The organism is Pseudomonas sp. Con_6 (assembly GCF_059379395.1).
The window spans coordinates 6,698,682-6,718,559 of the sequence record NZ_CM182011.1 but is presented as its reverse complement, the minus strand read 5'-3'; the positions used below and the strand labels follow the sequence as shown (position 1 = coordinate 6,718,559).

15 protein-coding genes and 2 pseudogenes are annotated in these 19,878 nt (G+C 64.3%); 10 read left to right on the top strand and 7 right to left on the bottom strand.

Going from position 1 to position 19,878, the window contains the following annotated elements; all coding sequences use genetic code 11:
• Positions 1 to 57: 57 nt before the first annotated feature.
• A pseudogene (locus AC5QPF_RS30370) lies at positions 58 to 216 on the top strand (RHS repeat-associated core domain-containing protein); the annotation flags it as partial.
• 1,040 nt (positions 217 to 1,256) lie between these two features.
• Here AC5QPF_RS30370 and AC5QPF_RS30365 read toward each other — a convergent pair.
• On the bottom strand, positions 1,257 to 2,420 hold the full coding sequence (locus AC5QPF_RS30365; RefSeq protein WP_494961256.1) for an AAA family ATPase: 1,164 nt from the start codon (positions 2,418 to 2,420) through the stop codon (positions 1,257 to 1,259).
• Between the two features lie 183 nt (positions 2,421 to 2,603).
• On the opposite strand from AC5QPF_RS30365, the pseudogene AC5QPF_RS30360 reads away from it, so the two are divergent.
• The 5 genes and pseudogenes from AC5QPF_RS30360 to AC5QPF_RS30340 form a co-directional block, all read left to right on the top strand.
• Positions 2,604 to 2,822, top strand: a pseudogene (locus tag AC5QPF_RS30360) (RHS repeat-associated core domain-containing protein); the annotation flags it as partial.
• Positions 2,823 to 3,592: 770 nt separating this feature from the next.
• Entirely contained in the window at positions 3,593 to 4,678 is a 1,086-nt protein-coding gene (locus tag AC5QPF_RS30355) for an efflux RND transporter periplasmic adaptor subunit (RefSeq protein WP_494961255.1), read from the top strand.
• Positions 4,675 to 5,742 carry an efflux RND transporter periplasmic adaptor subunit gene (locus AC5QPF_RS30350; protein ID WP_494961254.1) on the top strand — a complete coding sequence of 356 codons (1,068 nt, stop codon included), beginning with the start codon at positions 4,675 to 4,677 and terminating at the stop codon, positions 5,740 to 5,742. The genes AC5QPF_RS30355 and AC5QPF_RS30350 overlap by 4 nt, the downstream gene beginning before the upstream one ends.
• Positions 5,739 to 8,789, top strand: a complete 3,051-nt coding sequence (locus AC5QPF_RS30345; protein WP_494961253.1) for an efflux RND transporter permease subunit — start codon at positions 5,739 to 5,741, stop codon at positions 8,787 to 8,789. The genes AC5QPF_RS30350 and AC5QPF_RS30345 overlap by 4 nt, the downstream gene beginning before the upstream one ends.
• A 283-nt stretch (positions 8,790 to 9,072) precedes the next feature.
• A complete protein-coding gene (locus AC5QPF_RS30340) occupies positions 9,073 to 9,528 on the top strand; it encodes an REP-associated tyrosine transposase (protein ID WP_494961252.1) in 456 nt (151 codons plus the stop codon).
• 79 nt (positions 9,529 to 9,607) lie between these two features.
• On the opposite strand, the gene AC5QPF_RS30335 is transcribed toward AC5QPF_RS30340, so the two are convergent.
• Genes AC5QPF_RS30335 through AC5QPF_RS30310 form a run of 6 tightly spaced genes read right to left on the bottom strand, consistent with a single transcriptional unit; the run spans position 9,608 to position 16,021 of the window.
• Positions 9,608 to 10,252, bottom strand: a complete 645-nt coding sequence (locus tag AC5QPF_RS30335) for a methionine ABC transporter permease MetI (RefSeq protein ID WP_494961251.1) — start codon at positions 10,250 to 10,252, stop codon at positions 9,608 to 9,610.
• Positions 10,242 to 11,357, bottom strand: coding sequence for an ATP-binding cassette domain-containing protein (locus AC5QPF_RS30330; protein ID WP_494961250.1), 1,116 nt, complete (start codon positions 11,355 to 11,357; stop codon positions 10,242 to 10,244). Before AC5QPF_RS30330 ends, AC5QPF_RS30335 begins: the two co-directional genes overlap by 11 nt.
• Before the next feature lies 1 nt (position 11,358).
• Positions 11,359 to 12,162, bottom strand: coding sequence for a MetQ/NlpA family ABC transporter substrate-binding protein (locus tag AC5QPF_RS30325; RefSeq protein WP_494961249.1), 804 nt, complete (start codon positions 12,160 to 12,162; stop codon positions 11,359 to 11,361).
• Complete coding sequence (locus AC5QPF_RS30320; protein WP_494961248.1) at positions 12,155 to 13,552, bottom strand: NtaA/DmoA family FMN-dependent monooxygenase; 1,398 nt, start codon at positions 13,550 to 13,552, stop codon at positions 12,155 to 12,157. The genes AC5QPF_RS30325 and AC5QPF_RS30320 overlap by 8 nt, the downstream gene beginning before the upstream one ends.
• Complete coding sequence (locus AC5QPF_RS30315) at positions 13,552 to 14,757, bottom strand: SfnB family sulfur acquisition oxidoreductase (RefSeq protein WP_494961247.1); 1,206 nt, start codon at positions 14,755 to 14,757, stop codon at positions 13,552 to 13,554. Before AC5QPF_RS30315 ends, AC5QPF_RS30320 begins: the two co-directional genes overlap by 1 nt.
• 22 nt (positions 14,758 to 14,779) lie before the next feature.
• Positions 14,780 to 16,021 (bottom strand): SfnB family sulfur acquisition oxidoreductase, encoded by a 1,242-nt coding sequence (locus tag AC5QPF_RS30310; RefSeq protein WP_494961246.1) that lies wholly within the window; start codon positions 16,019 to 16,021, stop codon positions 14,780 to 14,782.
• Positions 16,022 to 16,379: 358 nt separating this feature from the next.
• Between AC5QPF_RS30310 and tauA the strand changes: the two genes are divergently transcribed.
• The 4 genes from tauA to tauD are packed head-to-tail and all read left to right on the top strand — an operon-like array spanning position 16,380 to position 19,836.
• The gene (tauA, locus tag AC5QPF_RS30305) at positions 16,380 to 17,357 is read left to right on the top strand and encodes a taurine ABC transporter substrate-binding protein (RefSeq protein WP_494961245.1); all 978 of its coding nucleotides are present in this window, start codon (positions 16,380 to 16,382) and stop codon (positions 17,355 to 17,357) included.
• A gap of 14 nt (positions 17,358 to 17,371) precedes the next feature.
• Positions 17,372 to 18,151: a taurine ABC transporter ATP-binding subunit gene (gene tauB, locus AC5QPF_RS30300; protein ID WP_494961244.1), complete on the top strand. Its 780-nt coding sequence runs from the start codon at positions 17,372 to 17,374 to the stop codon at positions 18,149 to 18,151.
• Positions 18,148 to 18,978: a taurine ABC transporter permease TauC gene (gene tauC / locus AC5QPF_RS30295; protein ID WP_494961243.1), complete on the top strand. Its 831-nt coding sequence runs from the start codon at positions 18,148 to 18,150 to the stop codon at positions 18,976 to 18,978. The genes tauB and tauC overlap by 4 nt, the downstream gene beginning before the upstream one ends.
• A 24-nt stretch (positions 18,979 to 19,002) precedes the next feature.
• Entirely contained in the window at positions 19,003 to 19,836 is an 834-nt protein-coding gene (tauD, locus tag AC5QPF_RS30290; protein WP_494961242.1) for a taurine dioxygenase, read from the top strand.
• Positions 19,837 to 19,878 lie beyond the last annotated feature (42 nt).

The window sequence follows — 19,878 nt, the reverse complement described above, 5'->3', positions numbered from 1 at the left end:
CCCATGTCAGTCGTGAACGAAAAGACCGCGCAATCTCCGGATCTCTCCGCCCGGAATACGGGCTACTACCTGCTGGGCCAGGGCTATCGTGCCTATAGCCCGGTGTTGATGCGCTTTACCAGTGCAGATAGCTGGAGCCCCTTTGGGCGAGGTGGGTTGAATGCCTATGCCTATTGCCTGGGGGATCCGGTAAATGCCGTGGATCCGAGTGGGCATGCTCCGTGGATCGTTAAACTGTTTTCTCGCTTTTTGCATCGTCGACCACGCGCAAAAAACACGCTGCCCTTTCCTGCCTTGAAGATTGAAACGGTGCCTGAAACGCCTCTTGGCGCAAGAAAGGGTCGCTCGTCGTCGACCGCGACCACGACCACTTCATTATCTTCATTTCCCAGTGTCGAGCACGTCAGTCCAGCAGCAGTCCTGCAAGCGAACAATGGAAACAACGTCCATTTTCCCCCCGACGTGCTGAAGCACTTGAATCCTCGAGACCTCACGTCGGTTCGTAGTACGTCTCGATCTGCTCGTGATCAGGTAGATGCGTTCTCTCAAAAGAACTTTGACGAGTACAACACAAGGCCCGCAGGCTTTCGGCCATCGCACGAGAAAGGCCTGGCGTCGCCTGTCGAAAATGTTATCGCGGCGGGAATGGGCGAACTCCCTGGCATTGCCATATCCCAAGCCAGCAAACAAATGTCGCTGAGTACCGCCAAGGCTCTTTACAAGAATATGCACAACGCGAACTTGACCGTGAGAGTGGGTATCTTGCGACGGGAAGAGACTTTCCTCGGAGGGGCCAAACCGCAAACACACGTCATGGTGAGGGTGAAGAGAGCATAGTCTGGCGTCTGCCGCTTGCTGTCCGGCGCATCCAGCATCGCCGTCAATGTCCGCGTCGCTGAGTAGTCACCCGTACCTTATGATTCTGCCAGCCAGGCAACAGACCCGAGGAACGGGATGGATCCGAGTGGGCATATTCCCTGGTTCGGCCTGAAGATGGCTCGCTTGTTTCCGTAGCAAATGCCGGGGTCCGCATTCAAGTGGCTTTTGCCGAAACCAAAGCCGCCACTCAAGCCGGGTTCGACGTTCGACTTTATCTTTACTGACAAAGTGTTGCAGGAATTCAGCCCGGTGCAGTTGGCGGAGCTTCGCAAGATTTCGCCTGGCGTTCGGGAAAGGGTCGATGTGTATTCGCAGAAAAATCTTGATAACCACCTTCCTCCCCCCCATGTGGAATGAGCGCTAACTCTCGAAAAACCTCACTCTGGCCAGTTCCACATCGGCTCATCCAGCATCCCCTGGCCCACCACCCGGGTCTGCCCCAGGTGCTTCTCCAGCACGATGGAGTTGCAGGTCGCATCGCCCTCCAGCGCCTCCATCAACCCGCGCGAGTGCGACACCACCCACACCTGGCACTGCTGCGAAGCCTTGATGATCAGGCGCGCTAGCGCCGGGATCAGGTCCGGGTGCAGGCTGGTTTCCGGCTCGTTCAGCACCATCATGGTCGGCGGGCGCGGGGTCAGTAGCGCCGCCACCAGCAGCAGGTAGCGCAGGGTGCCGTCCGACAGCTCCGCTGCCGACAGTGGCCGCAGCAGCCCTTCCTGGTGCAACTGCACGCTGAACAGGCCTCCGGGTATCCCATCGATGCCTAGCCGTGAACCGGGGAAGGCATCGGCGATGGTGTCGTGCAGGGCCTGTACGTCGCCCACTTCCATGATGGTCTGCAACGCCGCGGCCAGATCACGGCCATCGTGGTGCAGCACCGGCGTGCGCGTGCCCAGGCGGGGAGAGCGAACCAGCGCCTGGGCATCGGTGCGCAGATGGTCGTAGAAGCGCCAGCCGCGGATCTGCTCGCGCAGCACCAGCACTTCCGGCGATGAACGCAGGTTGCCGACCTGGTCGAACAGGCTGTCGGCACAGGACGCATGCTGCGCCAGCACGTCCCACTGGCGGCCTTCACGGGCCTTGATCAATGTGGCGCGGCGGTCCACCAGCAGGCTCGAGGGTCGACACACTGGTCCTGCCCACAGGCTTTCGCGCTTGATTTCCGGATCGAGGGCGAAGCGGGTGACCGACGAGGGTGTCGGCAGGCCGAGGCCGATGGCATAGCCGAAGTCCTCACTGGCAAAGCCCAGCCACAGACGCTTTGCCTGCTGCCGCGGCCCGCCTTCGACCGCCACCTCGCCCTGGCTCATGCGCCGGCTGATGCGTTCCGGCCCGGCCCAGAAGGTCGACTCCAGGCCGCCCTCGCTGGCCAGCGCATTCACGACACCGCCCTGGGCGGTCTCGGCCAGCAGGCGCAGGGCCTTGTACAGGTTGGACTTGCCGCTGCCATTGGGGCCGGTGATCAGGTTCAGGCGACCCAGCGGCAGCACCAGGCGATTGATCGAGCGGTAGTTGGCGACGGCGAGGGTGGTGAGCATCGACGGTGTTCCGCAGGGGAAAAGGTGCCCAGTATGGCCGTTCGGTACTGGCAGTTCTGTCAGTTATGTCCTTGTGTCGTCGTTTGTATGCTGACAGCTGATCGTTCCTGCCCCTCAGGTACCCTGTCGATGAACAACACGCTGCTGCCCCGTGATGCCCGACCATTGCTGCCACGCTTGCATGGCCACTACGTGCTGGGTAATGGCTACCGCGCCTACAACCCCATCCTCATGCGCTTCAACAGCCCTGACAGCTGGAGTCCGTTCGGACGCGGTGGTTTGAACGCCTACGTCTATTGCCTGGATGATCCGGTCAATCGGCAGGATCCGAGCGGACATTTCTCGCTTGGGTGGGTGTTCCAGTTTCTGGGGCGGGGCGCGAACACTTTAGCTTTCGCTGCGGCCAGGTCCGTGGCGTCAGGAGCCAGCATGCTGGGAGGAAGGATCGCAGGCGGCTTCAGCCATGGGTGGCAGATGTTCAGGCCAGGTCGCCAGGCTGGAAGTGCTCTTCCTGTGGGAGCAGGCCAGCAGCCCTATCCGATGCTTCAGCAGTTGCCAGACGTGCCCCTCAGGGAAATTGTCCACCGTTTGCAAGGCGATGATCTGGTCAACCTCTCTCGTACTTCTCATGGAGTAAAGAACCGTGTGGATAACAATGTCCGCACCTTCCTGCCGGAGGCAAGGTCACAGAGCGATGTCGATGCTTTGCGAGGTATTGCGCTCGGCAAGGTGAAGGGCTACCTGCCGTCGCGCGTGGCTCGCGAGCCGCATCTGCGCAGCACGACCCGACGAGTAATCGAGTGGAGCGACACCAACTTCGCTCGTGAGAAGCAGTTCGTCAGGGACGCGCAGGCTCACGATCTGAAGCTGCAGCGCATGGACAGCCCTTTTTGGAGCCTGTGGTGGCGCCGCTATTACCGAGTGACCCAGGCGTTCAGCAGGAGTGGCTATTGAGGCGATCCGTCGTTCTGGCACCTACCGCGCTCCATGGCCGATGGGCTTGCAGATGCAGAAAGCCAAGTTGAACCAACCACCTGCGAAGTTGACTGATTTATCTCAACTCCGTGTAGGGGCGTTCTCATTTTTGCGTGGGCAGCATCCATACCCTGATCTACGCTAACAATCGCATTAATCACGTTCCCCATCGCACCGGCACATGCAAAGGAGCTCGCATGAAGCTGTCGCGTTCTTGTTCGATTTTGTGCCTGGGCCTGGCGCTAGGGCTGGTGGGTTGTCGCGAGAAGCCTGCGCAAGCGCCACAGCACCCGCGGGTGGCGGTGCAGAAGGTCGAGCCGGGCGACTTTGCCGCGCAGGTGACCCTCTCCGGCGATGTGCAGGCCCAGGTACACAGTGACCTGTCGTTCCGCGTGGGCGGCAAGATCATTTCCCGCAGCGTCGACGTGGGCGACCACGTCAAGGCCAACCAGGTGCTGGCGCGGCTCGATCCCAAGGACCTGCAGACCAATGTCGACTCGGCCAACGCCGAGGTGCTGGCAGCGCGGGCGCGGGTGACGCAGAGCTCGGCGGCCTTCGTGCGCCAGCAGAAGCTGCTGCCCAAGGGCTACACCAGCCAGAGCGAGTACGACTCGGCCCAGGCTGCGCTGCGCAGCAGCCAGAGCGCGCTGAAAGCGGCTGAAGCGCAACTGGCCAATGCCAGGGAGCAACTGAGCTACACGGCGCTGGTCGCCGATGCCCCCGGAATCATCACCGAGCGCCAGGCCGAGGTCGGCCAGGTGGTCCAGGCCACGGTACCGATCTTCAGCCTGGCCCGGGATGGCGGGCGCGATGCGGTGTTCAACGTCTACGAGTCGCTGCTGCTGTCGCCGGACAGCGGCAAGGCGATCACCGTCAGCCTGATCGACGATCCCAAGGTTCAGACCACCGGGCACGTGCGCGAAGTCACCCCGACGGTGTCGGCGCAGAGCGGCACGGTGCAGGTCAAGATCGGTCTCGACGCGGTCCCCGAAGGCATGGTGTTGGGCGCGGCGGTGAGTGCTACCGGCAATCCCAAGGGCCGTCCTGGCATCGAGCTGCCCTGGTCGGCGCTGACCAAGGAGCTGAGCGAGCCTGCCGTCTGGCTGGTGGGCGAAGGTAACAAGGTGCAGCTGCAGAAGGTCACCGTCGGGCGTTATCTGACGGGCAAGGTGGTGGTCAGCGATGGGTTGCAGAGCGGTCAGTCAGTGGTGATCCGTGGCGGCCAGTTGCTGCACCCCGGCATGCAGGTGGAAATCGCCGATAACGCGGGGGTTAAGCCATGAAGGCCAGTGTGGTTGTGGCAGGTTGCCTGCTGCTGGTGGCCTGTGGCGGAGAAAAGGAGGCGCCGGAGCCGATCCGTCCGGTGCTGTCGATGCAGGTGCAGACCCAGGACGCCCTCAACCTCGGGCGTTTCGCCGGGACCATCCAGGCCCGCTATGAAAGTACCCTGGGCTTTCGCGTCGGCGGTCGTATCGCCCGGCGCTGGGTGGACGTGGGCGCCACGGTGAAGCCCGGTGATGTGCTCGCCAGCCTCGATCCCACCGACCAGCAGAACCAGCTGCGTGCCGCCGAGGGCGATCTGGCTCGGGTCCAGGCGCAGTGGATCAATGCCCAGGCCAATGCCCGTCGCCAGCAACAGCTGTATGACCGCGGCGTCGGCGCCCAGGCGCAACTGGATATCGCCCAGACCGACCTGAAGACCACCGGCGCCACCCTCGAACAGGCAAAGGCCGCGGTGCAGCAGGCCCGCGACCAGTTGGGTTATGCGCAATTGCGCACCGACCACGGCGCCGTGGTGACCAACTGGCAAGCCGAAGCCGGGCAGACCGTGGCCGCCGGGCAGGCGGTGGTGACCCTGGCGCGGCCGGACATCAAGGAAGCGGTGATCGATCTGCCGACCTCCCTCGCCGATGCCCTGGACCAGGGTGTGGAATTCACCGTGATGGCGCAACTGGACGACAGCATCCGCACCAACGCCGTGGTCCGCGAGATCGAGCCCCAGGCCGACGCCAGCACGCGTACCCGGCGTACCCGCCTGACCCTGAATGAAACACCTGCGGGCTTGCGCCTCGGTACCTCTATCAGCGTTGCCCTCAAATCGGCAGTGACCCCGCGCAGCGAGGTACCGCCCAGTGCGGTGCAGGAGGTGGATGGCAAGACTCGGGTGTGGATCGTCGACACGCAACAGAAGGTGGTCAATCCACGGGATGTACAGGTGCTGGAGCGAGGGCCGGAAAGAGTGCTGCTGGCGTCGGGTGTACAACCTGGCGAACGGGTGGTGACTGCCGGGGTGAACAGCCTCAAGCCGGGGCAGAAGGTCAGGCTCGATGAGGAAGGAACGCGATGAAAGGAAGCTTCAACCTCTCCGAATGGGCCCTGCGCCACCAGTCGTTCGTCTGGTACCTGATGTTCGTCGCTCTGCTGATGGGGGTGTTTTCCTACTTCAACCTCGGGCGTGAGGAAGATCCGTCGTTCACCATCAAGACCATGGTGATCCAGACCCGCTGGCCCGGCGCGACCCAGGACGAGACCTTGCTGCAGGTCACCGATCGCATCGAGAAGAAGCTTGAGGAACTGGACTCCCTCGACTACGTGAAGAGCTACACCCGACCGGGGGAATCCACCGTCTACGTGTACCTGCGCGACACTACCAAGGCCGCGGACATCCCGCAGATCTGGTACCAGGTGCGCAAGAAGGTCCAGGACATCCGCGGCGAGTTTCCCCAGGGCATCCAGGGGCCGGGGTTCAACGACGAATTCGGCGATGTGTTCGGTTCGATCTATGCCTTTACCGCCGACGGCCTGAGCATGCGCGAGCTGCGCGATTACGTGGAGCAGGTGCGCGCCGAGATCCGCGAGGTGCCGAACCTGGGCAAGGTCGAGATGATCGGCACCCAGGACGAAGTGCTCTACCTGAACTTCTCCACCCGCAAGCTGGCGGCCCTGGGCATCGACCAGCGCCAGGTGGTGCAGGCCCTGCAGGCGCAGAACGCGGTGACCCCGGCGGGGGTGATCGAGGCCGGACCGGAGCGGATTTCCGTGCGCACCAGCGGCCAGTTCGCCTCGGAGAAGGACCTGGCCGAGGTCAACCTGCGCCTCGACGACCGCTTCTACCGCCTCGCCGATATCGCCGAGATCCGCCGTGGCTACGCCGATCCGCCCACGGTGCAGTTCCGCTACAACGGGCAGCAGGCCATCGGCCTGGCGATCGGCATGAAGTCCGGCGGCAACATGCAGGTGTTCGGCCAGTTGCTGCGGGAGAAGATGGACCAGGTCATCACCGAGCTGCCGGTGGGCGTCGGCGTGCACACGGTGTCCGATCAGGCGGTGGTGGTGAAGGAGGCCGTCGGCGGCTTCACCAGCGCGCTGTTCGAAGCGGTGATCATCGTGCTGCTGGTGAGCTTCGTCAGCCTGGGCGTGCGCGCCGGGCTGGTGGTGGCTTGCTCGATTCCGCTGGTGCTGGCCATGGTGTTCGTGTTCATGGAGTACAGCGGCATCACCATGCAGCGGATTTCCCTCGGCGCGTTGATCATCGCCCTGGGCTTGCTGGTGGACGACGCGATGATCACCGTGGAGGTGATGGTCACCCGCCTGGAAATGGGCGAGAGCAAGGAACAGGCGGCGACCTTCGCCTACACCTCGACGGCCTTCCCCATGCTCACCGGCACCCTGGTGACCGTGGCCGGCTTCGTGCCCATCGGCCTCAATGCCAGTTCGGCGGGGGAGTACACCTTCACCCTGTTCGCGGTGATCGCCGTGGCGTTGCTGGTGTCATGGATCGTCGCGGTGCTGTTCGCCCCGGTGCTGGGCGTGCATCTGCTGAACAGCAACCTGAAGAAGCACGAGGCCGAGCCCGGGCGGGTCGGCAAGGCCTTCCATGGCGGCCTGCTGTGGTGCATGCGCCATCGCTGGCTGACCATTGTCGGCACGGTGTTGCTGTTCGCGTTGTCGATCTTCTGCATGCGCTTCGTGCAGAACCAGTTCTTCCCGTCCTCGGACCGGCCGGAGCTGCTGGTGGACATCAACCTGCCGCAGAACGCTTCGATCGAGGAGACGCGCAAGGTGGTCGACCGCTTTGAGGCGACCTTCAAGGACGACCCGGACATTGCCCACTGGAGCACCTACATCGGCCAGGGCGCGGTGCGTTTCTACCTGCCGCTGGACCAGCAGTTGCAGAACCCGTACTACGCGCAACTGGTGGTGGTGAGCAAGGGCTTCGAATCGCGGGAAGCGCTCAAGGCGCGGCTGGAGAAACGCCTGCGGGATGATTTTGTCGGCATCGGCAGCAACGTCCAGTCGCTGGAAATGGGCCCGCCTGTGGGGCGGCCGATCCAGTACCGGGTCAGCGGCAAGGACATCGACCTGGTGCGCAAGCACGCCATCGACCTGGCAACCCTGCTGGACAGCAACCCGCATATCGGCGAAATGATCTATGACTGGAACGAGCCGGGTAAGGTGCTGCGCATCGAGATCGCCCAGGACAAGGCGCGGCAGCTTGGCTTGTCGTCGGAGGATGTGGCCAATGTGATGCAGGCCATCGTCAGCGGTGCGCCGGTGACCGAAGTGCACGACAACATCTACCTGATCGACGTGGTGGCGCGGGCCGAGGACAGCGAGCGCGGCTCGCCGCAGACCTTGCAGAACCTGCAGATCGTCACCCCCAGCGGCACCTCGATTCCACTGCTGGCGTTCGCCACGGTGCGCTATGAGCTTGAGCAACCGCTGGTATGGCGGCGGGATCGCAAGCCGACCATCACCATCAAGGCCTCGGTGCGTGACGAGATCCAGCCGACCGACCTGGTCAAGCAGCTCAAGCCGCAGATCGACGAATTCGCCAGCAAGCTGCCCACGGGCTACGAGGTAGCGACGGGCGGTACGGTGGAGGAGAGCGGCAAGGCGCAGGGGCCGATTGCCAAGGTGATTCCGCTGATGCTGTTCCTGATGGCGACCTTCCTGATGATCCAGTTGCACAGCGTGCAGAAGCTGTTTCTGGTGGCCAGCGTGGCGCCCCTGGGGTTGATTGGCGTGGTGCTGGCGCTGGTGCCGACGGGGACGCCGATGGGCTTCGTGGCGATTCTCGGGATCCTGGCGCTGATCGGCATCATCATCCGCAACTCGGTGATCCTGGTGACGCAGATCGACGAGTACGAGGCGCAGGGGTATGCGCCGTGGGATGCTGTGGTGGAAGCGACCAACCACCGGCGCCGGCCGATCTTGCTGACGGCGGCGGCGGCGAGCCTGGGGATGATCCCGATCGCGCGCGAGGTGTTCTGGGGGCCGATGGCGTACGCGATGATTGGCGGGATCATTGTCGCGACGTTGCTGACGTTGCTGTTCCTGCCGGCGTTGTATGTGGCCTGGTACAAGATCAAGGAGCCAGAGCGCACTGCGTAATCTTTATGGGTGTCTGCAATCGGCGTGGGAGCGGATTCATCCGCGATCGGCGGCGCAGCCGTCGTAAAACCTGAGTACCGAGTTCTCCTGACACACCGCAGATACAGGTTTTATGGCCGCTTCGCGCCCAATCGCGGATGAATCCGCTCCCACGCCGTCCCCGCTAGATCAATGAGTTATGTGTTGTTCCATGAGGGTGAGTACATATCCGGAACCATGTGTGTCCGGCGCAGCGTTGTTCACCGAACTACCTTGAAAACTCTCCTTTTCAAGGACTCACCTCATGCCCTATCCCGCCTCCGAGCGTCTTCGCACAGGCCGCTATTCCGAACGTGGACGCATGTATCTTCTGACCTGTGTTGTCAGTGACCGCAAACCGCTGTTCGATGATTTGAAACTGGCCCGTCTGGTTGTTCAGCAACTCCGTGCGGCACAAACAGAAGGTGCAGTTGAGTCGCTGGCCTGGGTCGTGATGCCCGACCATGTTCACTGGCTGGTGCAATTGAACGAGATCACGCTCGATGTCCTGATGCGCCGGTTCAAAGCCCGTAGTGCCTTGGAAATCAATAAAACCCGTGGTTCTCGCGGGCGTTTATGGCAATCCGGATTTCACGACCGCGCCTTGCGCCGAGAAGAGGATTTGCGTGCCGTGGCCCGCTACATCATCGCCAATCCCCTGAGAGCCGGGCTTGTCAGCAAGGTAGGAGACTACCCCCACTGGGACGCAATTTGGCTGTAACCGCGATCGGCGTGGGAGCGGATTAATCCGCGATTGGCCGCAAAGCGGCCATAAAACCTGAGTCCCAAATCTCCCTGACTCACCGCTTGTTCAACCGCCTCGCCAACCGATCCCCACTCACCTGGATCACCGCCACCAACGCCACCAGCATCACGATCACCGTCAACATGATCTGACTATCGAACCGCTGATACCCATACCGATACGCAATATCCCCCAACCCCCCCGCACCAATGGCCCCCGCCATCGCCGACGAGTTGATCATGGTCACCAGGGTAATGGTGAATCCCCCGACAATCCCCGGCAGCGCCTCCGGCAACAACACATGCCAGACGATATGCCAACGCCGGCACCCCATCGCCTGCGCCGCCTCGATCAGCCCATGATCCACCTCGCGCAGACTCACCTCGGCAATCCGCGCAAAGAACGGCGTCGCTGCAATGGTCAGCGGCACCACCGCCGCCCACACGCCATAGGTGGTGCCGACGATCAACCGGGTAAACGGAATCAACGCCACCATCAGGATCAGGAACGGAATCGACCTGAACAGATTCACGAACGCTCCCAGCACCCGGTTCACGTTGGGCGCCTCGAAGATCCCGCCCTTGCCGCTGGTGACCAGGATCACGGCCAGTGGAATCCCCACCAGCAAAGCGATCAGCGACGACACGCCGACCATCAGCAGGGTGTCGATCACCCCCTGCAACAAACGATCAAACCACATGGCCCAGCACCTCCACCTGCGCCGCCCAGTTGCGGGCGCGCTGGATGATTTCTGCGGGCGTGTGCGGCGAGCCGGACACGGAGATGACCAGTTGCCCCAGGGCCCGGTCCTGGATCGGCTCGATCCCGCCCTGCAACAAGCTGACCCGCCCACCCAGCGCGGCGAACAGCGCCGCCAGGTCCGGCGCCTCGCGGTCCGCACCGCTGATGCGCAGGCGCAGCACCAGCGCCGCCCGCGCATTCGGCGCGTCCGGCAGCAGACGCTCCAGCAAGGACGCCGGCAGCGCCGGCTGCAACGGCGCGAGCAAGGTCTTGCTGACCTCATGCCGGGGATCGCCGAACACCTGCCACACCTCGCCCTGCTCGACGATGCGTCCGCGTTCCAGCACCACCACGCGGTGGCAGATATCGCGGATCACCGCCATTTCATGGGTGATAAGGACAATCGTCAGCCCCAGCCGCTGGTTGATATCCCGCAGCAGGCCGAGGATCGATTCCGTGGTCTCCGGGTCCAGCGCCGAGGTGGCCTCGTCGCACAGCAGGATCGCCGGGTCATGCACCAGCGCTCGTGCAATCCCGACGCGTTGTTTCTGCCCCCCGGACAACTGCGCCGGGTACACGTGGTGCTTCTCCTGCAACCCCACCAGTTCCAGCAGTGCTTCCACCTTGCGCCGCCGCTCGGTCTTGGGCACTCCGGCCACCTTGAGCGGCAGCTCGACGTTCTGCCACACGGTCTTGGCCGACATCAGGTTGAAGTGCTGGAAGATCATGCCAATGCGCCGCCGCAGGGCCACCAGCTTGTCTTCGTCATGGTCGGCGATATCCACCTGGTTGATCAGCACCCGCCCGCCGCTGGGTTGCTCCAGGCGGTTGATGGTGCGGATCAGCGACGACTTGCCGGCGCCACTGCGGCCGATGATGCCGAAGATCTCGCCGTGCTGGATGTTCAGGTCGATATCGGCCAGGGCCGGGGCGTCCTGCCCCGGGTAGGTCTTGTGCAGGCCGATGAAGCGGATATGGGCGCTGTTCAGCTCCGGATGCAGCGCCCGGCGAACAGCTTCGAGCGGTGGCGCATCCGGCGCCACACGGGCGTTGGCAGTGCTCATCTCAGCTCTCCCAGCCCGGCTGGTAGAGCTTGCCGTGGGCCTTGTCCAGCGCCGCACGGACCACTGGCGAGTGCTGGTAGATATCGATGAACTTCGCCAGGCGCGGGTCATCCTTGCTCTTCGGCTTGATCACGAACTGGATCACGTATTCCTTGTGGTCGATGCCGTCGAAGAGCAGCGCCGACTCGGCATCGAAGGTCTTGGCCAGGCGGATGTAGTGCGGATAACCCTGCACCAGGTCGGCGTCATCGTAGGCACGCACCAGTTGCACGGCCTCGACCTGAAGGATCTTGATGCCTTTCGGGTTGGCGACGATGTCTTCCTCGGTGGCCTTGTAGCCGACCCCCGGCTTGAGAGTGATCAGGCCTGCCTTGGCCAGCAGTTGCAGGCCGCGGCCGCTGTTGATCGGGTCGTTGGCGATGGCCACGGTGGCGCCTTTCGGCAGCTCGTCGAAGGATTTGTACTTCTTCGAATACAGCCCGACGTTGTTGATGATCCCCGGCGCGTATGGCACCAGGTCGAAGCCGCCGGCAGCCTTGGCGTTTTCCAGGAAGGGGATGTGCTGGAAGTAGTTCACGTCGATATCGCCGGCATTGAGGCTGACGTTGGGCGCGATCCAGTCGCTGAACTCGATCAGCTCGACTTCCAGGCCTTGTTTCTTCGCTTCGCTCACCGCTGCTTCCAGGGGCACGGCGAAGGCCGCAGTGGTGCCGACTTTCAGGGCCTCGGCAGCGTGGCTGGCGCCGATCAGGCCGAGGGACAGGGCCAGTGCCGCGACGGGGCGGCCGATAAGGGTCTTAAGCATGCTGGAGCGCTCCGGTCGTGGTGACGGTTTCGGTGTTGTGGCGATAGCCGGCGCCGGGATGCTCGGCGGGCAGGTGGGCGGTGCCGGCGGGGAAGAGTTTCTGCCGCAGGCTGCCCGGGTCGTAGGCGGTCTTGTACGAGCCGCGTGCTTGCAGCTCGGGAATCACCAGGTCGATGAAGTCTTCGTAGCTTTCCGGGGTGACGGTACGGGCCAGGTTGAAGCCGTCCAGACCGGTCTCGGCGATCCAGCTTTCCAGTTCGTCGGCGACCTGCTCGGGCGAGCCGATGAGCGTGATGTAGCGTCCGCCGAGGGCGTGCTGGTCGAGCAGGCGGCGGCGGGTCCAGTCGTTGTTCTGCAGGTGCTTGGTGGCCGACTGGATGGCGTTGCTCTTCACGTACTGGATCGGTTCGTCCAGTTCGTAGGCGGAGAAGTCGATGCCGGTGGAGCTGGAGAAGTGCGCGACGCCGGCCTCGGCGCTGGCATGGCGCAGGTACTCGGCATGCTTGGCGCGGGCTTCGTCTTCGCTGGCGGCGACGATTACCGTGATGCCCATGAACACCTTGATCGCCTCGGGATCACGGCCGGCGGCCACGGCGGCAGCGCGCACCTTGTCAACCTGGGCGCGGGTCGCGGCCTTGGTCTGGCCGCTGATGAACACGCATTCGGCATGCTGGCCGGCGAAGCCCAGGCCACGCTCGGAAGCGCCCGCCTGGAACAGTACCGGCGTGCGCTGCGGCGACGGCTCGCAGAGGTGATAACCCTCGACCTTGTAGAACTCGCCCTGGTGACGAACCTTGTGCACTTTCTCTGGCCGGGCGTAGATGCGCTGCTGGCGGTCCTCGATCACCGCGTCGTTTTCCCAACTGCCTTCCCACAGCTTGTAGAGCACTTCCAGGTACTCGTCGGCCTGGTCGTAGCGGCGGTCGTGCTCGGGCTGCGCGTCCAGGCCCATGGCCTTGGCGGCGCTGTCCAGGTAGCCGGTGACGATGTTCCAGCCGACCCGGCCGCGACTCAGGTGGTCGAGGGTCGAGAGGCGCCGGGCGAACAGGTACGGCGGTTCGTAGGTGAGGTTGGCGGTGAGGCCGAAACCGAGGTTTTTCGTCACGGCGGCCATGGCCGAGACCAGCAGCAGCGGGTCGTTCACCGGCAACTGGATCGACTCCTTCAGCGGCACGTCCACCGACTGCTGATAGACGTCGTAGACGCCGACGATATCGGCCAGGAACAGCCCGTCGAACAGCCCGCGCTCCAGCAGCCTGGCCAGTTCGGTCCAGTACTCGATGGTCTTGTACTGGCTCGACGTGTCCCGCGGATGGGTCCACAGGCCGTGGTTGATATGCCCGACGCAGTTCATGTTGAAGGCGTTGAGGAGGATCTTCTTCTTCGCCATCAGATGGTCCCCCGCAGTGGAGGATTCTGCTCGTTGAGGTAGTAGTTGCCGATGGCGTGGTACTTCCAGCGCACCGGGTCGTGCAGGGTGTGGGTGCGCGCGTTGCGCCAGTGGCGATCGAGGCCGTGCTCGGCGAGGGTGGCCTGGCTGCCGGCCAGTTCGAACAGGGTGCTGCCGGCGGCCAGGGAAATCTCGGTGCTGATGGCACGGGCTTCGGCCACTGCGATGGAGGCGGCGGCCACGGTTTCGGCATTGGTCTGCGCCTGGGCGTGGTCGAGGAATTCGCCAGCGCGTTCAAGCAGGGCCTCGGTGGCATGCAGACGGATCGCCAGGTGGCCGAAGGATTTCAGGGTCAGCGGGTCTTCGCTGGCCTTGTCGCTGGTGGCGTCGATCCACGGCCGGGTGCGGGTGCGCACGAAGTGCAGGGCGTCCTCGTAGGCGGCGCGGGCGATGCCGGTGTCGATGGCAGCGTGGAGGATCTGCGCCAGCGGGCCGACCGGGGTCGGGCGTTCGAAGGCGCTCTGGAACGGCACCACGTCTGCGGCGGCAACCGCGACGTCGTCGAACAGCACCGAACCGCTGCCGGTGGTGCGCTGGCCGAAGCCGCTCCAGTCGTCGATCACCTTCAGGCCGGTGCTGTCGGCAGGCACGAAAGCCAGTTGCTGCACGCCGTTTTCATCCACCACCGAGGTGGGGATGCGCTGAGCGTAGATCGCGCCAGTGGCGTAGAACTTGCGGCCGTTGATGCGGAAATCGTCGCCGTCGCGGGTGAGGGCGGTGGTGCGATCGTTGGCGGTCCTGGTGCCCAGTTCGGCCAGGGCATTGCCGAAACGCACGCCCTTCAGGACCTCGGCGTACAGGCGCTGCTTCTGCGCCTCGCTGCCGTTCACCCGGAGCACCTCCAGGGCATAGAAATGGTTCTGTGGGATCTGCCCCAGAGAACTGTCGGCCCGGGCAATCCGGGCGATCACCTTGGCCAGGGTGACGTTGGACACGCCGGCGCCACCGTAGGCTTTTGGCACGCTGATGCCCCACAGCCCGGAGCGTGAGAACAGCTCCAGTTCGGCATGGGGCAGTCGGCGTTCGCGGTCGCGAAGGATGCTGTCCTGCTGCAGTCGGGTGGCGATCTGCTCGGCGATGGCCAGGGCCTGGGCGTCGTCGGCGATCACCGGCACGTCGTAGTGCGGGAGGGAAACGTGGCTCATGAAGCGGGCTCCAGTGGTCTGGTCAAATCCAGGAATGCCGGGCGGGCAGGGTGCCGTTGAGGTGGTAGGCGCCCACCGCGTGGTATTTCCAGCGCACCGGGTCGTGCAGGGTGTGCACCCGGGCGTTGCGCCAGTGGCGGTCGAGGTTGAATTCGGCAAGGGTGGCGCGGCTGCCGGACAACTCCAGCAGCTTCTCGCTGGCGAGCAGGGAGATTTCCGTGGTCAGCACCTTGGCCTCGGCCACGGCGATGGAGGCGCGGGCGGCGGAAGCGGCGTCCACCGGTGCGGCATTGACCTCGTCGAGGACCTTGCCGGCCTTCGCCAGCAGGACCTGGGCGGCGTGCAGTTCGAGCTTCAGGCGACCGATATCGGCGATCACGTAGGGATCGTCGCCGGCCTTGTCGACGCCGGCATCGATCCACGGACGGGCGCGTTCGCGGATAAAGGCAATGGCGTCGTCGATGGCGTTCTCGGCGATGCCGGCATCGATGGCGGCCTGGATCAGTTGCGACACCGAGCCCTGGATATTCGGGGTTTCGCCGATGCGCCAGTTTTCCACGACCAGTTCGGCGTCCACCGGCACTTCGTTGAGCAGCACGGTGCCGCTGGCGGTGGTGCGCTGGCCGAAGCCGGACCAGTCGTCGACGATACGCAGCCCCGGGCTACCGCGACGGATAAAGGCCAGCACCAGGCGGCCGTCTTCGTCCAGGGCCTTGGCCGCGACCCAGTGGGCGAACAGGGCGCCGGTGGAATAGAACTTCTGGCCGCTGATCAGGTGCACGTCGCCGTCACGGACGATACGTGCTTTCAGCTCCAGGGTGTTTTTCGTGCCGCGTTCCGGGCCTGCGTTGCCGATGCGCCAGCCGTCCAGCACGGACTTGAACAGCACCTGCTTCTGCCGCTCGCTGGCGGCACCGCGCAGCAGTTGCAAGAGGCCGAACTGGTTCTGTGGGATCTGGCCCAGCGCCGGGTCGGCGGCGCTGATGATGCGAAAGACTTCGGCGATCGTCACGAAGGACACTTCCGGGCCGCCGTATTCGCGGGGAATGCTGATGCTGCCGAGGCCGCTGCGAGTGAACTGCTCGACTTCGGCCCAAGGCAGCTTGCGTTGCTGGTCGCGCTTGCCGGCCTGCAGGCGGGCGCTGGCGGCCAGTTCATGGGCAGCCGCGATAGCCTCGGCGTCGCTCTGCAGCACGGTGGCCGGGAGCAGCAGCGGCGCGGTGTCCAGGTCGCTGTGGACGGTGGTGGTGGCGAGATTGGACATACCTGACCTCATTGTTGGATGGCGGTGGTGCAATGGGGTCCGGTGGTCCGGTTCATATACCGTAAATGCGCATAAAAAATATTTGAAATAACTATTGGGGATATGAATAGAAAACCAGTTGTTGCTGTGGCAACACAGAATCAACAGACGCTGCGGGCCCCTGTGGGAGCGGGTTCACCCGCGATTGCGGTAGTGAATTCACCGACGCAATCGCGGGTGAACCCGCTCCCACAAGGTCCGCGCAAGGCCTTGGATGTTTGTCTCCTAAGCTAATTCGAAAAAGTTATTTATTTCTAGTTTCTTAGATCAATTAGTCTTTCAACCACTCACCACCGAATCCGCCCGCCAGGAGTCCACCATGACCTTCTTCGCCCCGCTGCGCCTGTTTTCTGCCCTGACCCTGGCCGGTGCCGCCATGTTCGTGCAGGCCGCCGACCTCACCGTCGCCTACCAGACCACTGTCGACCCGGCCAAGGTGGCTCAGGTCGATGGCCGCTACGAGCAGGCCAGCAAGGCCAGCATCGACTGGCGCAAATTCGATAACGGTGCCGACGTGATCACCGCCGTGGCCTCGGGCGACGTGCAGATCGGCTACCTCGGCTCCAGCCCGCTGGCCGCCGCCGCGAGCCGCAAGCTGCCGGTGGAAACCTTCCTGATCGCCACCCAGATCGGCGCCGCCGAAGCCCTGGTTGCCCGTGACGGCGCCGGCATCAACTCGCCGCAGGACCTGGTCGGCAAGAAAGTCGCCGTGCCCTTCGTCTCCACCGGCCACTACAGCCTGCTGGCCGCACTGAAGCAGTGGAACATCGACCCGAAAAAGGTGCAGATCCTCAACCTCGCGCCGCCCGCCATCACCGCCGCCTGGAAACGCGGTGACATCGACGCCACCTACGTCTGGGACCCGGCTCTGGGCGTGGCCAAGGAAAACGGCAAGGTGCTGATCACCTCCGGTGACCTGGCCAAGAAAGGCGCGCCGACCTTCGACGCCTGGATCGTGCGCAAGGACTTTGCCGCCAAGCACCCGGAAGTGGTCAAGGCCTTCGCCAAGGTGACCCTCGACGCCTACGCCGACTACCGCAAGGACCCGCAAGCCTGGCTGGCGGACAAGGCCAACGTCGACAAGCTGGCCAAGCTCTCCGGCGCCAAGACCAGCGACATCCCTGGCCTGCTGCAAGGCAACGTGTTCCCGCTGGCCGCCGACCAGGTCGCCGCCCTTGGCGCGCCGACCACCCAGGCGATCACCGAGACCGCGAAATTCCTGAAAGAGCAGGGCAAGGTCGAAGCAGTCCTGCCGGACTACTCGCCGTACGTCAGCTCGCAGTTCATCACCAACTGAGTCACGGAGTCGTCATGGCCCTGCTACAGCTGGAGCGCATCAGCGCACAGTATCCCGGCGCCGCCGAACCGGTGCTCGCCGACATCTCATTGAGCCTGGGCCCGCAGCAACTGCTGGTGGCCCTCGGCCCTTCCGGCAGCGGCAAGACCTCGCTGCTCAACCTGATCGCCGGCTTTGTCAGCCCGAGCGCCGGACGCATCACCCTCGACGGGGTGCCGGTGCAAGGGCCGGGCGCCGAGCGCGGCGTGGTGTTCCAGGATGATGCCCTGCTGCCCTGGCAGGATGTGTTGGCCAACGTCGCCTTCGGCCTCGAACTGGCCGGCGTGCCCCGTGCACAGCGTGAGAAAAAGGCGCGGGAAATGCTCGCGCTGGTGGACCTTGCCGATTTCGCCGACCGGCGTATCTGGCAGCTCTCCGGCGGCCAGAAACAGCGCGTCGGCCTGGCTCGCGCGCTGGCGGCCGATCCCCGCGTGCTGCTGATGGACGAACCCTTCGGCGCTCTCGATGCCTTCACCCGCGAGCAGATGCAGGAACTGCTGCTGCAGGTCTGGCAGCGCACGGCCAAGCCGGTGTTCCTGATTACCCACGACATCGAGGAAGCGGTCTTCCTCGCCACCGACCTGATCCTCCTCGCGCCCAATCCCGGGCGGGTGGTGGAGCGCCTGCACCTGGACTTCGGCCAGCGCTATGCGGCCGGCGAGTCGGCGCGTTCGATCAAGTCTGATCCGTCCTTCATCGAAACCCGCGAGCACGTGCTGGCGCGGGTCTTCTCGCAACGCAGGGAGTCCGCATGAGCAGCCTCGAACTGCCGGTGACGGCAAAACCCACCACCGTCTCCCCCCGCGTGCGGCGCACCCTGAGCACCCGCTGGATCAGCGGTCTGACCCTCGGCAGCCTGCTCGCCCTGTGGTGGCTGGTGACCGCGGCGGAGTGGATCGAACCGCTGTTCCTGCCCTCGCCGGAAGCGGTGCTGGGCAAGGCCTGGGTGCTGCTGACCCAGGGCTACATGGAATCGACCCTGTGGCAGCATCTCGGTGCCAGCCTCGGCCGTATCGGCCTGGCCCTCGGCGCGGCGATCCTCACCGCGATCCCGATCGGCATCGCCATCGGCCACAACCGCATCGCCCGCGGCATTCTCGACCCGCTGATCGAGTTCTACCGGCCGATCCCACCGCTGGCCTACCTGCCGCTGATCGTGATCTGGTGCGGCATCGGCGAGCTGTCCAAGGTGCTGCTGATCTACCTGGCGATCTTCGCCCCCATCGCCATTGCCACCGCCACCGGCGTGCGCACCGTCGACCCGGCCAAGCTGCGTGCGGCGCAGTCGCTGGGTGCGAGCAAGGCGCAACTGATCCGCCACGTGATCCTGCCCAGCGCCTTGCCGGACATCCTCACCGGCGTGCGCATCGGTTTGGGTGTGGGCTGGTCGACCCTGGTCGCTGCCGAGCTTATCGCGGCCACCAGCGGCCTGGGCTTCATGGTCCAGTCGGCGGCGCAGTTCCTGGTCACCGACGTGGTGGTGCTGGGCATCCTGGTTATCGCCCTGATCGCCTTCGCCCTGGAAATGAGCCTGCGCGCCCTGCAACGCAAACTGGTGCCGTGGCACGGCCAGAGCCACTGAAACGAATTCATTAGTGAGACAGACATGAGCCTGATCATTACCCCGCTGAGCACCGCGCTCGGCGCGCAAATCAGTGGCGTGGACCTGAGCCGCGAGCTCGACGCCGACACCCGCGATGCCATCGAGCAGGCCCTGCTCGCGCACCAGGTGCTGTTCTTCCGCGAGCAGGCGATCAACCCGCGCCAGCAGGCGGATTTCGCCGCGCGCTTCGGCGACCTGCATATCCATCCGATCTACCCGAACGTGCCGGACACCCCACAGGTGCTGGTGCTGGATACCGCCGTGACCGATGTGCGCGACAACGCCATCTGGCACACCGACGTGACCTTTTTGCCGACCCCGGCGCTGGGGGCGGTGCTGGCGGCCAAGCAACTGCCGGCCTATGGCGGCGACACGCTGTGGGCCAGTGGCATCGCCGCCTACGAGGCGCTGTCGGAGCCGTTGAAGCAGCTGCTCGACGGGCTGACCGCGACCCATGACTTCACCAAGTCCTTCCCCCTGGCGCGTTTTGGCAGCACCCCGGAAGACCTGGCGCGCTGGGAGGCCACGCGCAAGGCCAATCCGCCGATTTCCCATCCGGTGATCCGCACGCACCCGGTGAGCGGGCGCAAGTCGTTGTTCGTCAGTGACGGGTTCACGACGCGGATCAATGAGCTGAGCGAGCTGGAGAGCGAGGCGATCCTGAAGTTGCTGTTCGCCCATGCAACGCGGCCGGAGTTCACCATTCGCTGGCGCTGGCAGGAGAATGACGTGGCGTTCTGGGATAACCGGGTGACCCAGCATTACGCGGTGGATGATTACCGGCCGCAGCGGCGGGTGATGCATCGGGCGACGATCCTTGGAGATGTGCCCTTCTGAGATTTCAAAGCCACCGCGAACCCTGTTGGAGCGGGTTCACCC

Coding starts and splice junctions, on each gene's coding strand:
- AC5QPF_RS30350 (WP_494961254.1), top strand. CDS start 4,675: ATGAAGGCCAGTGTGGTTGTGGCAGGTTGCCTGCTGCTGGTGGCCTGT.
- AC5QPF_RS30335 (WP_494961251.1), bottom strand. CDS start 10,252: ATGTGGTTTGATCGTTTGTTGCAGGGGGTGATCGACACCCTGCTGATG.
- AC5QPF_RS30345 (WP_494961253.1), top strand. CDS start 5,739: ATGAAAGGAAGCTTCAACCTCTCCGAATGGGCCCTGCGCCACCAGTCG.
- AC5QPF_RS30340 (WP_494961252.1), top strand. CDS start 9,073: ATGCCCTATCCCGCCTCCGAGCGTCTTCGCACAGGCCGCTATTCCGAA.
- AC5QPF_RS30330 (WP_494961250.1), bottom strand. CDS start 11,357: ATGAGCACTGCCAACGCCCGTGTGGCGCCGGATGCGCCACCGCTCGAA.
- AC5QPF_RS30320 (WP_494961248.1), bottom strand. CDS start 13,552: ATGGCGAAGAAGAAGATCCTCCTCAACGCCTTCAACATGAACTGCGTC.
- tauB (WP_494961244.1), top strand. CDS start 17,372: ATGGCCCTGCTACAGCTGGAGCGCATCAGCGCACAGTATCCCGGCGCC.
- AC5QPF_RS30310 (WP_494961246.1), bottom strand. CDS start 16,021: ATGTCCAATCTCGCCACCACCACCGTCCACAGCGACCTGGACACCGCG.
- tauD (WP_494961242.1), top strand. CDS start 19,003: ATGAGCCTGATCATTACCCCGCTGAGCACCGCGCTCGGCGCGCAAATC.
- AC5QPF_RS30355 (WP_494961255.1), top strand. CDS start 3,593: ATGAAGCTGTCGCGTTCTTGTTCGATTTTGTGCCTGGGCCTGGCGCTA.
- AC5QPF_RS30365 (WP_494961256.1), bottom strand. CDS start 2,420: ATGCTCACCACCCTCGCCGTCGCCAACTACCGCTCGATCAATCGCCTG.
- tauA (WP_494961245.1), top strand. CDS start 16,380: ATGACCTTCTTCGCCCCGCTGCGCCTGTTTTCTGCCCTGACCCTGGCC.
- AC5QPF_RS30315 (WP_494961247.1), bottom strand. CDS start 14,757: ATGAGCCACGTTTCCCTCCCGCACTACGACGTGCCGGTGATCGCCGAC.
- AC5QPF_RS30325 (WP_494961249.1), bottom strand. CDS start 12,162: ATGCTTAAGACCCTTATCGGCCGCCCCGTCGCGGCACTGGCCCTGTCC.
- tauC (WP_494961243.1), top strand. CDS start 18,148: ATGAGCAGCCTCGAACTGCCGGTGACGGCAAAACCCACCACCGTCTCC.